Origin of the sequence: Hyphomicrobium sp. CS1BSMeth3, assembly GCF_900117415.1 — a bacterium.
In the GTDB taxonomy this organism is placed as follows: Bacteria; Pseudomonadota; Alphaproteobacteria; order Rhizobiales; family Hyphomicrobiaceae.
In genome coordinates this window covers 246,489-259,643 of sequence record NZ_FPEI01000005.1, presented here as the reverse complement: position 1 = coordinate 259,643, position 13,155 = coordinate 246,489, and the positions used below count along the sequence as shown (strand labels likewise).

At 66.0% G+C, this 13,155-nt stretch carries 12 protein-coding genes and 1 tRNA gene; 4 read left to right on the top strand and 9 right to left on the bottom strand.

Annotated features, from left to right (window positions below; genetic code table 11):
- Positions 1-49: 49 nt before the first annotated feature.
- A complete protein-coding gene (locus CS1BSM3_RS10355) occupies positions 50-241 on the top strand; it encodes a hypothetical protein (protein ID WP_072386967.1) in 192 nt (63 codons plus the stop codon).
- Positions 242-310: 69 nt separating this feature from the next.
- Here the strand turns inward: CS1BSM3_RS10355 and CS1BSM3_RS10350 are convergent.
- The 3 genes from CS1BSM3_RS10350 to CS1BSM3_RS10340 all read right to left on the bottom strand — a co-directional run bounded on the left by CS1BSM3_RS10350 (position 311) and on the right by CS1BSM3_RS10340 (position 2,464).
- Positions 311-396: transfer RNA gene (locus CS1BSM3_RS10350), tRNA-Leu, on the bottom strand.
- Between the two features lie 184 nt (positions 397-580).
- Positions 581-1,492: an alpha/beta fold hydrolase gene (locus CS1BSM3_RS10345; protein WP_083528495.1), complete on the bottom strand. Its 912-nt coding sequence runs from the start codon at positions 1,490-1,492 to the stop codon at positions 581-583.
- A 39-nt stretch (positions 1,493-1,531) separates the two neighbouring features.
- A complete protein-coding gene (locus CS1BSM3_RS10340) occupies positions 1,532-2,464 on the bottom strand; it encodes an alpha/beta fold hydrolase (RefSeq protein WP_072386966.1) in 933 nt (310 codons plus the stop codon).
- 225 nt (positions 2,465-2,689) lie between these two features.
- Here CS1BSM3_RS10340 and CS1BSM3_RS28230 point away from each other — a divergent pair, with 225 nt between their 5' ends.
- Together CS1BSM3_RS28230 and CS1BSM3_RS10335 are read left to right on the top strand one after the other, a co-directional pair.
- Complete coding sequence (locus CS1BSM3_RS28230; RefSeq protein ID WP_174263670.1) at positions 2,690-2,854, top strand: hypothetical protein; 165 nt, start codon at positions 2,690-2,692, stop codon at positions 2,852-2,854.
- A gap of 77 nt (positions 2,855-2,931) precedes the next feature.
- Positions 2,932-3,231, top strand: coding sequence for a helix-turn-helix domain-containing protein (locus tag CS1BSM3_RS10335; RefSeq protein WP_072386965.1), 300 nt, complete (start codon positions 2,932-2,934; stop codon positions 3,229-3,231).
- A gap of 20 nt (positions 3,232-3,251) precedes the next feature.
- Here the strand turns inward: CS1BSM3_RS10335 and CS1BSM3_RS10330 are convergent, their stop codons facing one another.
- From CS1BSM3_RS10330 to CS1BSM3_RS10310, 5 genes are read right to left on the bottom strand one after another with little or no spacing between them, the layout of a single operon-like run.
- Positions 3,252-4,364, bottom strand: a complete 1,113-nt coding sequence (locus CS1BSM3_RS10330) for an ABC transporter permease (RefSeq protein ID WP_072386964.1) — start codon at positions 4,362-4,364, stop codon at positions 3,252-3,254.
- Between the two features lies 1 nt (position 4,365).
- Positions 4,366-5,520 (bottom strand): ABC transporter permease, encoded by a 1,155-nt coding sequence (locus CS1BSM3_RS10325; protein ID WP_072386963.1) that lies wholly within the window; start codon positions 5,518-5,520, stop codon positions 4,366-4,368.
- Positions 5,517-7,274, bottom strand: coding sequence for an ATP-binding cassette domain-containing protein (locus tag CS1BSM3_RS10320; RefSeq protein WP_072386962.1), 1,758 nt, complete (start codon positions 7,272-7,274; stop codon positions 5,517-5,519). The genes CS1BSM3_RS10325 and CS1BSM3_RS10320 overlap by 4 nt, the downstream gene beginning before the upstream one ends.
- Positions 7,271-8,287 carry a secretion protein HlyD gene (gene hlyD / locus CS1BSM3_RS10315; protein ID WP_072386961.1) on the bottom strand — a complete coding sequence of 339 codons (1,017 nt, stop codon included), beginning with the start codon at positions 8,285-8,287 and terminating at the stop codon, positions 7,271-7,273. Before hlyD ends, CS1BSM3_RS10320 begins: the two co-directional genes overlap by 4 nt.
- Entirely contained in the window at positions 8,284-8,991 is a 708-nt protein-coding gene (locus tag CS1BSM3_RS10310) for a CerR family C-terminal domain-containing protein (RefSeq protein WP_072386960.1), read from the bottom strand. Before CS1BSM3_RS10310 ends, hlyD begins: the two co-directional genes overlap by 4 nt.
- Before the next feature lie 295 nt (positions 8,992-9,286).
- Here CS1BSM3_RS10310 and CS1BSM3_RS10305 point away from each other — a divergent pair, with 295 nt between their 5' ends.
- Positions 9,287-11,644 (top strand): penicillin acylase family protein, encoded by a 2,358-nt coding sequence (locus tag CS1BSM3_RS10305; protein WP_210188767.1) that lies wholly within the window; start codon positions 9,287-9,289, stop codon positions 11,642-11,644.
- Between the two features lie 3 nt (positions 11,645-11,647).
- Here CS1BSM3_RS10305 and CS1BSM3_RS10300 read toward each other — a convergent pair whose 3' ends face one another.
- Entirely contained in the window at positions 11,648-13,147 is a 1,500-nt protein-coding gene (locus CS1BSM3_RS10300; protein ID WP_072386959.1) for an acyl-CoA synthetase, read from the bottom strand.
- Positions 13,148-13,155 lie beyond the last annotated feature (8 nt).

Genomic DNA, 13,155 nt, shown 5'->3' with positions numbered 1-13,155 from the left:
CCGGGGGGCGGAGATCGAACAGGTTTTTTCGTGGGTGTGCTGCGTTTGCATGAGCACGTGCCCAGGCTGGCTGGAGATCGGCCTGCGCGAGGCGCAGCGGACACCCCGAGGCACGACGGACGGCGGGACGAGGAGCGGGCGCACGCCAGGTTTCAGGCCGGCGCTCCGCGATGTCGTCGCGGCCAAACCGCCGTTTCGGAGGCTCGGCGCCTACATGAATGGGCTCAAGTCACGTGCGTGACCTAAGAAGGGCGGCAGCCGCAATCCGGCGCCGCCCAATATAATTCTCAAAGGCTGAGTGATTTCAATATGGTGCGGTCGAGAGGACTCGAACCTCCACGCCTTGTGAGCGCTACCACCTCAAGGTAGTGCGTCTACCAATTCCGCCACGACCGCATGGGAACCAAGGACGAAATCAGCCGGCCCGGCTTTCGCGCGGCGGCCACCCCCTCCTCGTTCGCCGCAGGTGGGTATCAGACCGCCCCGCCCTTTGCAAGTCCCGGGGGCGTTCGGGCGTCGAATATTGAGTGGCCCGCACGGCCTCCGAACACTGCGACCCGAGACGGCGCTGATCAGGCCCTCACTCGAGGGCCAAAACCTCCAGCAGCGCCGCCGTATAGGCCGCCGGCTGCTCGTACATGACCCAGTGTCCGGCATCGGGCACGGTGCGCGTGACGAGCTCGGGATGGCCGTCGCGCAGGGCATCATAGCGCGCCTCGACGGACGGCCACGCCGTCTGGTCCTCGGCGCCCCAGATCGCGCGAACAGGCACCACGACCTCGGGCAGTTTCACGCGGATCTCGTCCGTGCGGGCGAAGGGCCGCGAGCGGAAACGGGCGCGGCGGATGTTCTCCGACTGCAGGTAGATCGCGAGCGGGTCGATGCGGTCGTTCTCCTTGAACATGAGGATCTCGAGGAGGCCGCGGTGAACGCCCATGCGCTCCTCCTCGCTCATGCCGCTCCGCTCCTTCGGGAACTCGATGCCGGGCCCCTGCTTGAAGCCGAGCGCGGCGCAGCCCGTGATCGTGAAGTCCGAGACCCAGTCGCCGAGGCGGACCATGGCGTGCGTCGAGACATGCGCGCCGAACGAGAAGGCGACGACGTGCGCACGGCGCTCGCGCGGAATGAGCGATTTGAGCCCCGCGGCCACGGCTTCGCCGCTGCTTTCCGGGGTGTGCGGGTGCGCCGGCATCGCGCTGTCGCCGAGGCCGGGTAGGTCGATGGCCCAGACCTCGTAGTGCTGCTTGAGAACGGGGATCTGCTTGATCCAGTGCGTCCACGAGCCCGAGCCGCCGTGTGCGAGCACGAGCGGGCGACCGCGGCCCCAGCGGCGCCAGACGAGGCGTCCATCGCCGCAGGGTGTGGTCGCAATCTCGGCATCCGCGGCGACAGCAGCGACGATTTCGGCGGGTGACATGCCGCTGCGCGCGAGCGGCGCAATCGGATCGTCGAGGGAAGAGGTGCGCTCGCTGGCGGCTTCGGTCGTGCTCATGGGTCTCCGGTAGACGCTTGGTTGGTTCGTGCAGCGTGCTCAGGCCACGCCCGCGATGCTTTGCGGTGTGGGTTTGCCCGCGATGAACGGCTCGACAAGAGCCATGAAATCATTGAGCCGGTCGTGGTGCACCCAGTGCCCGGCGCGTTCGAAGCGGGCGACGGTCGCGTTCTTGAAGTGCTGAATGCGGCCATCCTCACGCGGGTCGGAAGCCCAGCTCTCCTTGCCGTACACGAGCATGGTCGGGCAGGTGATGCGCGACCAGAGCCGCTCGAGATCGGCCATATCGAGGTCATCGGGCGGCCAGGAGCGCACGTAGTTGTCGAACTTCCAGCTATACGTGCCGTCCTCATTCTGATTGACGCCGTGCACGGTCAAGTGGCGCGCCTGCTCGGGCGAGAGGTGCTTGTTCTCCTCGTGCATACGCGCGTAAGCGTCCTCGATGGTCGGATAGCGGCGCGGGAGACGGCCGGCGAGCTTGCGCTGGTCCTCGATCCAGGTGGCCATGCGCTCCTCGATCGGCTTGCCGTAGCGCTCGGCGTGTTTCTTCGGCGAAGGCCCGAGGCCCTCGATGGCGACAAGGCGGGCGACGTTCTCGGGATGAATGCCGGAGTAACGGATCGCGATGTTGCCGCCGAGTGAATGCGCGACGATCGTCACCGGCGCGAGCTTGAGCTGGTGAATGAGCTGGGCAAGATCGTAGATGTAGCCGATCATGCTGTAGGTGCCGGTGCGCGACCACTCGCTGTCGCCATGTCCGCGCAGGTCCGGCGCGATGACGTGCCAGCGCTGACGCAGCCGCTCCGCCACCCAGTCCCAGTTGCGGCAATGATCGCGTCCGCCGTGCAGCAGGATGAGCGGCGGCGCGGAGCTGTTGCCCCAATCGACGTAGTGAAGCCGCAGGCGTTGCGAGAAGAACACGCGCGACGTCGGTCCAGGGCCCTGCAAGGCAGTGTACTGCGTGCTGTCCATGGGTCCCGCTGTCTCTCAATGGGGCTTCGTCGAGCTCGCTTCGCACTGCCAGGTGAGGCGGGGCGCAGGCCGAGCGGAGGGTTGATGTTCGCAGGTGCAACATCGAGCGAACGGCCGCCTCCGTCAACCTCCCTGCCCGCATGAGTGGCCTGCCGATTGCCTTCTGCAACCATGCCGGAACCTGCCGGGGGCGCCGGCGTTGGTCCCTAAAGTCAGGAGGCCATCATGGCAAATCCAGAAACCTTGGAAGAACATGAAACCAAGACGACTGTAGAAGCCCGCCAGGGTGACCGGCGCAGAATGAACCTGCGCGTTCTGCTGATTTCGTGTGCGCTCGCAGTAGTCGTGCTCACGGCGCTCTATTTGTTCGTATTCCCGTTTCCGGAATGAGCGCCCTCGTGAATCGCGCCCTATGGCGCTTCGGGTTATGCTCGGCCGAATATTTCCGAGACGCGGAGAGCTGAGCCATGCCGATTACAGGCCCGCAGTGCCGTGCTGCCCGAGCGCTGATCCAATGGTCGCGTGAGGAGGCGGCCGAAGAGAGCGGCGTCAGTATCGAGACGCTCGCCGATTTCGAGACGGGCCGCGAGATTCCATCCGCCGACGTCATGGCCAAGCTCCAGGCCTCGCTCGAGCAGGGCGGCGCCGTGTTCATTCCCGAGAATGGCGGTGGCGTCGGCGTGCGGCTCAAGTTCAACCGGCGCGAGGTCCGCGCTCTCAACCGGTGGGAGGGCGAGGGCGGTCAGGCGGGCGAGGACGACGTCTGATCTCGCGGCGGCCATCGCGCCTATTCGAGCCGTCGGCGGAAGAGCCACGCGGCCGCGCTCAGCGTGACGAGGGCGATGAGCGCCAGCGGCAGAGTGTTGCGCGCAACTTCGCTCAAGGGGATGTCCTTGAGGAAGACGCCCTTCACGATGACCAGAAAATACCGCAGCGGATTTATGAGCGTCACGGGCTGAAGCCAGTCGGGCATGTTCTCGATGGGCGTCGCGAAGCCGGAGAGCAGGGTCGCCGGCACCACGAACAGGAAGGCGCCGAGAATGGCCTGCTGCTGGGTCTTCGAAAGCGATGAGATGAAGAGGCCGAGGCCGACCACGGACGCGAGGTAGAAGATCGCGCTGCCGTAGAGCAGAACGAGCGAGCCGCGCAGCGGTACTTTGAAGAAGAACACCGCCGCCAGAATGTAGATCGTGATGTGAAAGAGCCCGATCAGCATGGGCGCCGTGAGCTTGCCGATGAGGATCTCGTGCGTGCGGAGCGGTGACACCATGAGCTGGTCGAACGTGCCGAGCTCGCGCTCGCGGGCGACCGAAAGTGCCGTCACGACCAGCCCGATCAGCAGCGCGATGCTGGCGACGAGATTGGGCACCATGAACCACTGATAGATGAGGTTCGGGTTGAACCAGTTCCGCGCCACCACGCTGACGCCAGCAGGAGCGGCCTGGCGACCAGCGGGGGTCTCGGCTGCCAGGCTCGCGATGATCTGGGTGAGATAGCCGCCGACGATCTGCGACGCATTCGAGCGGCGGCCGTCGAGGATGATCTGCACGTTCGCCGGCTGTCCCGCCTCGATGTCGCGCGAGAAAGTGGGCCCGATGTGAAGCGCAGCGATGACGCGCTGACGGTTGATGGCGTCGTGCAAGGCCTCCACCGATTGCGTGTACTCGATCTTGCGGAAGGTGGGCGCGCCGCCGATCCGCTGGATCAGCTCGTAGCCCCAGCGGCCCGCGTCACGGTTCAGCACCATCACGTCGACATTGCGGACCTCGAGGGTTGCTGCATAGGAGAACACCAGGAGCTGGAGGATCGGCGGACCGATGAGCACCATGCGGCCCTTCGGATCTCGCAAGACGGCCAGGAGCTCCTTGATGATCAGCGCTTTGAGGCGGGTCCACCACATGTCACGCGATCCTCTTCCTGGTGCTCCGCGCCGCGAGCAGGAAAAAGATCGCGCCGATGAGGAGCATGATCGCGATGTCTCTCAGGAACATCGGCCAGATGTCGCCGGCGAGGAACACCGTCTGGAGGCTCTGGATGAGGTAGCGCGCCGGGACGGCCAAGGTGATCCACTGGATCACGGTCGGCATGGAGCTGATCTCGAACAGGAAGCCTGAGAGCAGAAAGGCCGGCAGGAAACCCGACATCAGCGCCACCTGCGAAGCCAGGAACTGGTTCTTGGTCGCCGCCGAGATGAGCATCCCTTGGCCGAGTGCGGGCACGAGGAAGGCTGCGCTCAGCGCATAGAGCGCGAGCAGTGAGCCGCGGAACGGGACGCCGAACAGCAGGATCGCAATGATCACGCACAGCGTCATCGATGTCAGGCCGAGCAGGAAGTAGGGCACGATCTTGCCGGCGAGCAGCTCGGCGGCGGATACCGGCGTCGCCATGATGGCTTCCATGGTGCCGCGCTCCCACTCGCGCGCGACGACGAGCGACGTGAGCAGCGTGCCGACGAGCGTCATCACGATCGCGACGGAGCCAGGCACGAGGAAGTTGCGGCTCTTCAGCTCCGGATTGAACCAGAAGCGGTATTCGGCATTGATCGGTGGCGGTCGCGCCGCGGTCTCGGCGCTTCGCATAGCCGCCCAGTTCGCGACAGTGGCCTGGGCGTAGTTCTGCACGAAGTTCGCCGTGTTCGTATCCGATCCGTCGACGATCACTTGTATGGTCGGGTTCTTTTGACCGGCGAAATCGGTCGTGAAAGTCGCGGGGACGATGATGATGCCGCGGACACGGCCGAGAACGAGATCCTCCTCGAAAGCGCGGCGATCGCGGGCGATGGCTACATCGAAGTAGCGCGAGGCCTGGAAGCTGGCGGCGAGATCCTGCGTCAGAGGCGTCTGCGTCTCGATGACGAGGCCGACGCGCGTCCGCACTGTGTCGAGCGAAACGCCATAGCCGAACAGGAAGAGCAGCACGGCCGGCAGTACGAAGGCGATCAGGATGCTGCTCGGATCGCGTATGATCTGGAGGCTCTCCTTGCGTATGAGCGCCACGAGCCGCCGGGCCGATGCGCGACGGCTTTCAGTTGCGGTACTCGACGCGGAAGCCGTCATGCTGCAGCCCTCTCGTTGGAGCTCTGCACGAGCGCGACGAAGGCATCCTCCATGGTCGGATCGGGGTTCTCGGGCGTGGCGACGCGCGCCTTGAGCGCGTCGGGCGGTCCGAGTGCGATCGAGCGGCCGCGATCGATGAGCGAGATGCGGTCGCAGTATTCGGCTTCCTCCATGAAATGCGTCGTGACGAGAACGGTTACGCCCTTTTCGACGAGGCCATTGATGTGGGCCCAGAACTCGCGCCGCGTGATCGGATCGACGCCGGAGGTCGGCTCATCGAGAAACAGAGCCTCGGGCTCGTGCATCACGGCACAAGCAAGTGCAAGGCGCTGCTTGAGGCCAAGGGGCAGATCCTTGGAATTGAGGCTCGCGTGCGGGCCGAGGTCGAAAATCTCGGTCATGAGGGCAATGCGCTCGCGCTTGCGCGCACCGGCGAGGCCGTAGGCGCCGGCAAAGAACGCGAGGTTCTGCGTGACGCTCAGGTCTCCATAGAGCGAGAACTTCTGCGCCATGTAGCCGAGGCGATTGCGGGCCTCCGCCCCGTCGCGCCTCAAGTCGAAGCCGGCGACGCGCCCCTCGCCGAGCGTAGGCTTCAGGAGGCCGCAGAGCATTTTGAAGGTCGTGGATTTGCCGGCGCCGTTCGGCCCGAGGAGGCCGAAGATCTCGCCGCGTGGCACGTCGAAGGTGATGTCGGCGGCAGCCGTGAAATCGCCGAATGTCTTCGTCAGGCCGCGCGCCTCGATGACCGGGCGCCCGTCGCCGGCCGGGCGCGCCTGCGTCGTCTCGGCAAGCTTCGAGCGGCCACCGGGGCCGCCGCCGAGCATGTCGACAAAGGCATCCTCGAAACGCGGCGCCGTCGGCACGACGCGGGCGTCAGCACCGGCATCTCCCGGGAGAAGTGCGGCTGGATCGCTCCCTTCTTTCAGGACAAGCCGGATGGCTTCGCCCTGGATCACACCATCGACGACGCCTTTCTCATCCAGCGTGTGTGCAAGGAGGGTGCGGCGGCGACCGGCAATGCCCGTGAGCTTGAACACGCGCCCGGCAACGCGCTCGGTGAGACCGGAAGGAAGCCCGGCATACAGGAGCTTGCCTTGATTAAGCAGCAGCACGCGATCGCAGGCCTCGGCCTCGTCGAGATAAGCCGTTGCCCAGAGTACGCCGATGCCTTCGGCCATCAGCGCCTCGACCATCTTCCAGAGATCGCGGCGCGAGATCGGATCCACGCCGACGCCCGGCTCGTCGAGCAGCAACAGGCGCGGCTTCTTGAGCAGCGCGCAGGCAAGGCCCAGCTTCTGTTTCATGCCGCCGGAAAGCTTGCCGGCAAGCCGCGCCGTGAAGCGCTTGAGATCCGTGAAGGTCAGCAGCTCGTCGAAGACAGCGGGGCGATCGGCTTTCTCGAGCCCGCGCAGATCGGCGTAGAGATCGAGGTTTTCCTGGACGGAAAGATCCTCGTAGAGGCCAAAGCGCTGCGGCATGTAGCCGATCTCGGCCTGGATGCGCGCCGCATCCGTGCGCGTGTCATGGCCGAGCACATCGATGGTCCCCGCATCGGGCAGCATGAGGCCGGTCATCAGGCGGATGAGCGTGGTCTTGCCCGCGCCGTCCGGTCCCACGAGCCCCGTGATCTCGCCGCCGCGAATGGAAGCCGTGACACCATCAAGGGCTGGCGGTGCGCTTCCGAATTTCTTGGTCACGCCATCGAGCTGGATGACGTCCGGTCTCGGCTCGGTGCTTGTCGCCGCGCTCGTCATGATCCACCTGCGTCGTCCTTGCCGAGGGGGATCCGCACGGTGACTGGCATGCCCTGGCGCAGGCCGTTGCTCCCCTGATCGATCACGATGCGCAGGCGATACACGAGGTCCGTGCGCAGCTCGGGCGTCTCGACGGACTTCGGCGTGAACTCCGCGACGGGGGAGATGAAGCCGATGGTGCCGTTGTAAGGCTTGTCGGGCGCGCTGTCGGTGAAGACCTGCACCCTCATGCCGGTATGAATGCGACCGAGATTGGGTTCGGCGATGTAGGCGCGGACCCAGACCGGATTCGCCAGCGAGAGCACGTAGACGATGTCGCTCGGAGAAACGATCGCGCCGGGCTCGCGGACGCGCGAGAGGATCACACCATCTGCAGGCGCGACAAGCGTTGCATCCTTCAAGGAGGTCTGGGCGGATGCGAGACTGGATTCACTCGCCTGGAGATTTGCACGTGCCGCCGCAATATCCTCGGGCCGCGTGCCCTCCTCGAGCAGGCGCAGCGCCTCCTGGGCCGATTGCGTCCGCGCCACGGCCATGTCGCGCGCTGCCTTGGCCTGATCGAGTGCCGCTTCCGACACCGCGCCGCCGGGTCTCAGGCGTGCAGTGCGCTCGAATGCGAGCTCGGCATTCTGCTGGTCGGCAACGCGCTCGGCGTGGTTGGCGCGCGCCTGGTCGATCTCCGCCTGGCGCGGCCCGGTCACGAGCTTGTCGAGGGTGGCGCGCGCGGAGGCAACCTGCGCCTGGGCGATGGCGATCTGGTCCTGATAGGGCTGAGTATCGAGGCTCGCGAGTTTTTGTCCGGCCTTGACCTTGTCTCCTTCGTCGACGAGAGCCTCGATCAGGCGACCACTCACGCGGAAGCCGAGCTGCACCTGCCGGATGTCGACATTGCCGTAGAGCGTGAGTTGCGTCCCGCCATCGCCGCTGCGCCAGCCCAGCGGATCGGTCCACCAAAAGGCAGCGGCGCCTGCTGCGAGCGCGAGAGCAATCAGGGGGAGGGCCTTGTGCTTCATTTTTGGCCTCTACGATCGAGCGCGTGCACGATCTCGGTAATGAGTGCGCAAATGGCATTGAACTCGCGCGGGCCGATCTCGGACCACTCGAGCTGGCGCAGCGCGGCCGCATTGGCGACCCGGAAGACCATCACGCTGCCGATGAGCGAAATCGCCCTGAGCCGTACGTGCTCCGAGGTCGGCTCATCATCGAGAAGAATGCCGACGAGCCGGCGTATGGCCTCGATCATCGGTCGCATGACGCTCTCGTAGACACGCGCGAAGGCCTCGGTCGGCTCCATCTGCTCGCGGATAAGGAAGCGAGCCCAGGCACGCGACTTCTCGCTCACCATCACCTCGGCGAGCGTGTGCAGCAGACTGGTCAAAAGTTCCCGCGCCTCGTCGCGCGTGACGGCGCGGCCCTCGCTCTGGATCTCCGCGAGCCGGGCCTGGACCTGCTGGCGGCGCCCGCTCACGTGGCTCGAGATCATCGTCGCGAGATGGTCCGCTGCGGCGAGATAGAGGCCCTCCTTGCCGCCGAAGTAATACGGGATGGCTTGCAAGTTGACGCCGGCAGCCGAGGCGAGCGCGCGTGTGGTCGTGCCGTCGAAGCCGTAGTGGCCGAATACGTCGATGGCCGCGTTCAGCAGCTTTTGCCGTGTCACGTCACCGCGGTCACCCGCGGCTTCAGCGGCGTCGGGTGTGGTCTTCTTCGGCTGTTTCATATACCCAGTATGGTTCATTCGATTGAATAATTCAATTGATTGAATTCTTCACATGTGCGTGAGCGCGATGTCAAAAAAGTCGGGTTTGGCTTGGGCTAAGGAAAGCTCGATGCCCGGGTGGGGCACTGGTCGACGCCAGCCCCCGTGACATCCGGCTCAATCGAGCGCACATCATGCGAGGCGACGCGGCTCCCTCTGCCAGGCCCACATGCAACCCGACAAAGCGACTAATCCTATTTCGGACCATCAGGCGTCTGCTCGGCCCCCGCGCACGAGGCCATGGCGCAGGTGGAGCTTGCGCGCGCTGCTCGGCGTGGTGGTCCTCGCGCTGATCGGCGCTCTGGCAGCTTGGCAGGGCCTCCGCGGCAGCCTTGCCCGGCTCGAGGGCGAGGTGGCCCTCCCCGGGCTCTCGAGCCCGGTGACGATCTCGCGCGACGCGCTCGGCGTCGTCACCATCGAGGCCGGAAGCGAGGCCGACGCGGTGCGCGCGCTCGGCTTCGTCCATGCCCAGGAGCGTTTCTTCGAGATGGATCTCGCCCGGCGCAGTGCTGCCGGGGAGTTGTCGGCACTGCTCGGGCCCGCGACGGTGCCGATGGACCGCGAGCGCCGCGTGCATCGCTTACGCGCCCGCGTTGCGGAGCACATTCTCGACCCCAAGGTGCTCGGCAGTTGGCGGCCGTTGCTGGACGCGTATTCGGCGGGCGCGAATGCTGGCCTTGCGGCGCTGTCGGTCAGGCCATGGCCCTATGTCCTCTTGCGCCAGCGGCCAGCAGCCTGGACGGCCGAGGATACGGTGCTCACCGGCAACGCCCTTTATTTCGACCTGCAGGGCTATCATTCGTTCGCGCGGCTGGCGCTCTGGCGCCTGAGCCGGTCATTGCCGGCGCCCCTCTTCGCGATGCTCAATCATGGCGGCACGTCTTGGGATGCCCCGATCGTCGGCGAAAGTCTCGGCGATGCCTCGCTGCCCGGGCCAGACGTCATAGATTTGCGCCGCCTGCCGGTCGAGCCGAGGTCCGGCGCAGTCCCCGGCAGTGAAAGTGCGCCCGGCAGCAACAATCTCGCCGTCGCGGGAGCCTTGACGAAGGATGGTCGCGCCATCGTCGGCGGCGACATGCATCTGGCACTTCGCGCGCCGGGCATATGGTTCCGCGCGCGACTGATCTACCCCGATCCGCTGGCGCCCGGCGGGCGCGTCGACGTGTCTGGATTTACGGTTCCAGGCATCCCCGGCGTAATCGCAGGGAGCACGGGCCACGTCGCCTGGGCGCTGACCAACGCCTACAACGACATCTCGCAGTGGGCGCAGATGCCGCCGTGCACGGGGACGCCGGCTCAGTGCGGCATTACCGAGCACCGCGAGATCATCGAGGTTGCGGGCGCGGCGCCGGAGCAGCTCGTCGTTCGCGAGACCGAGTGGGGCCCCATCCTCCGGCGGGAGCCGGACGGAAGCCTGCTTGCCCTGCGCTGGGTTGCGCATGTTTCAGGTGCGGTCAGCAGCGGTCTCGCCGAGTTCGTGCACGCGCGCAACCTCGACGATGCATTTGCCATTGCCGACCGTGCGGGCACGCCTGTGCAGAACCTTGTCGTGGCAGACAGCTCGGGCCGCATCGGCTGGCGCATCCTCGGCGCATTGCCGAACTGGCAGGCGCCATGCAATCGCACGGGCATCGAGCGCGTCGTCGTTCCAGCGGGCGCATGCCCTCCGTGGTCGATCTCGACCTCCACCGCGCCCGAAGTGCGTGACCCCGCAACAGGACGGCTCTGGACAGCAAACAACCGCGTGATCAGTGGAGCCGAGAACGCGCGCGTCGGCTATATCGGCCGGGACAACAGCGCCCGCGCCCGCCAGATCCGCGACGGCCTCATGGCACGGGAGCGCTTCACCGAGCGCGACATCCTCGGCATCGAGCTCGACGATCGCGCAATCTACCTCGAGCGCTGGTGGAAGCTCCTGCGCGTGGTGCTCGCGGGTGCGGGCAGCGATCCGCTGCTCGCGCGTCTCGAGGTGGCCTCTCAGAAGTGGGATGGGCGCGCATCTGCGGACTCGGTCAGCTATCTCCTGACGCGGCGTTATCGCGAAGCCGTCGAGCGGCGCGCGACTGCGATGTTGCTCGGCGCATTCCCTCAGGCCGTTGCCAACGGTGCCGGCGAGCTTCGGCTCGGCCAGACTGAAGGCTGGCTCTGGCCGCTCGTCACCATCAAGCCCGCACACCTGCTGAGCGCAGGTCATGGATCGTGGGATGAGCTCCTCGCCGCTGCCGCCCGTGATGTCGCGCGCGATCCGGCGAACTTGAGGAAAGACGGTACCTTCCACACGTGGGGCGACGTCAATCGCGCTTCGTCGATCTGTCATCCGCTCGCGCGCGCCTTGCCTGATGTGGCGAAGCGCTACCTCTGCATGCCCGATGTGGCGCTCCCTGGTGATGACGACATGCCGCGCGTGCAGCGGCCCGCTTTCGGCGCCTCGCAGCGCATGGCCGTCGCGCCGGGGCATGAGGCAGAGGGCATCATCGAGATGCCTGCAGGCCAGAGCGGCCATCCGCTGTCGCCCTTCTGGCGCGCGGGACATGAGGCATGGGTGCAGGGCGCGCCGACGCCCTTCCTGCCCGGGCCGCCTCAGCATGTGCTGCGCCTGACGCCGCGGACATAGCGCCTAGTCCCGTGATGTCGCGCGCCGCAGCATGTGCTTCTGGATTTTGCCGGCGGCTGTGCGCGGGAACTCACCGACGAATGTGATGTGCTGCGGGACTTTGTACGCTGCGAGCCGCGCGCGCGACCATGCGCGCACCTCGGCCTGATCGATCGTTTGATCGGGGCGAATAAGGATGTAGGCGTGGCCGACCTCGCCCCATTTGGTGTCGGCAACGCCGATGACGGCGGCTTCGAGGATGGCGGGATGCGCGTGCAGGACGGCCTCGACCTCGGCCGGATAGACGTTCTCGCCGCCCGATATGTACATGTCCTTGATGCGATCGACGATAGTGTAGTAGCCGTCCGCGTCGCGCCGCCCGACATCGCCGGACTTGAGCCAATCGCCATCGAACGCTGCCGCAGTCGCTTGGCGGTTGTTGAAGTAGCCGGGGGTGATGTTCGGCCCGCGGAACTGGATCTCGCCCGACGCGTCATCGGCCACCACGGCGCCTGAAGCATCGACGAGCCGCACCTCGGTCATGATCTGCGGCTTGCCGACAGAGCCGATCTTTTCCTTTGCGTGCGCCGGATCCATGAGGAAGACTGTCGGTCCCGTCTCCGTCATGCCCATGCCGTTGCACACGAGCGCGCCCTTGGCGAGAAAGGCATGAATGAGATTTTCGGGCAGCGGTGCGCCGCCGCATCCCCAATGGCGGACCCGGCTGAAGTCCATGCGCGGAAAACGCGGGTGAAGGCTGATCGCCTGATAGATGGCTGGGACGCCGAAGAAGATCGTCACCGATCCTGCCTCGATGAGAGCGAGCAGTGGATCGACATCGAATTTCTGGAGCACGTGGCTCGTGCCGCCCGCGATGAGCATGGGGAGCGCGTGCAGATTGATGCCGGCCGTGTGGAAGAGCGGCAGGAAATTCACCGTGCCGTCCTCGGGGCCGAGGCCCGTCGCCTGCTGCACGTTGATGGCGTTCGCGAGCGCCATGCCGGGCGTCTGGATCACGGCCTTGGGCTTGCCGGTGGTGCCGGATGTGTAGAGCAGATACCAGACACGGTCCGTCGGCCAAGTGGTCTCGCGATCCTGGCGCGTGGTGGTACGCTCGGCAAGTTTCTCGCAGTCATCGAAGGTCAGGCGTTCGACGTTGCCTTCGCGCGCGATGATGTCGGCGAGCGGCGACGTCGCCTCATCGTGCAGGAGAAGTCGCGCGCCGCTATCCGCCAAGATCGGGCCGAGCTCGCTCGCCGTCTGGCGCCAGTTGAGCGGCACGAGAATGAGCGCCGCTTTCGCGCAGGCAAAAAGCAGCGCGAAGAAGAATGGCGTGTTGTGACAGAGGACGGCAACGCGCTCGCCTTCTTTGCATCCGCGCGCTTCGAGCAGAGCAGCGAGACGCTCGGCGAGATCATCGATCTCCGCGAAAGTCCACGTTCGATCGCCCGCGACATCCCGGAAGGCAATCGCACCCGGCGTCAGCAGCGCGCGTTGGCGTGCGAAGTCGGGAATGGTGCGCATGAATGCCT

What these genes read in the sequence shown, in the direction of transcription:
- CS1BSM3_RS10355 (WP_072386967.1), top strand. Translation starts at nt 50, where the DNA reads ATGAGCACGTGCCCAGGCTGGCTGGAGATCGGCCTGCGCGAGGCGCAG.
- CS1BSM3_RS10345 (WP_083528495.1), bottom strand. Translation starts at nt 1,492, where the DNA reads ATGAGCACGACCGAAGCCGCCAGCGAGCGCACCTCTTCCCTCGACGAT.
- CS1BSM3_RS10340 (WP_072386966.1), bottom strand. Translation starts at nt 2,464, where the DNA reads ATGGACAGCACGCAGTACACTGCCTTGCAGGGCCCTGGACCGACGTCG.
- CS1BSM3_RS28230 (WP_174263670.1), top strand. Translation starts at nt 2,690, where the DNA reads ATGGCAAATCCAGAAACCTTGGAAGAACATGAAACCAAGACGACTGTA.
- CS1BSM3_RS10335 (WP_072386965.1), top strand. Translation starts at nt 2,932, where the DNA reads ATGCCGATTACAGGCCCGCAGTGCCGTGCTGCCCGAGCGCTGATCCAA.
- CS1BSM3_RS10330 (WP_072386964.1), bottom strand. Translation starts at nt 4,364, where the DNA reads ATGTGGTGGACCCGCCTCAAAGCGCTGATCATCAAGGAGCTCCTGGCC.
- CS1BSM3_RS10325 (WP_072386963.1), bottom strand. Translation starts at nt 5,520, where the DNA reads ATGACGGCTTCCGCGTCGAGTACCGCAACTGAAAGCCGTCGCGCATCG.
- CS1BSM3_RS10320 (WP_072386962.1), bottom strand. Translation starts at nt 7,274, where the DNA reads ATGACGAGCGCGGCGACAAGCACCGAGCCGAGACCGGACGTCATCCAG.
- hlyD (WP_072386961.1), bottom strand. Translation starts at nt 8,287, where the DNA reads ATGAAGCACAAGGCCCTCCCCCTGATTGCTCTCGCGCTCGCAGCAGGC.
- CS1BSM3_RS10310 (WP_072386960.1), bottom strand. Translation starts at nt 8,991, where the DNA reads ATGAAACAGCCGAAGAAGACCACACCCGACGCCGCTGAAGCCGCGGGT.
- CS1BSM3_RS10300 (WP_072386959.1), bottom strand. Translation starts at nt 13,147, where the DNA reads ATGCGCACCATTCCCGACTTCGCACGCCAACGCGCGCTGCTGACGCCG.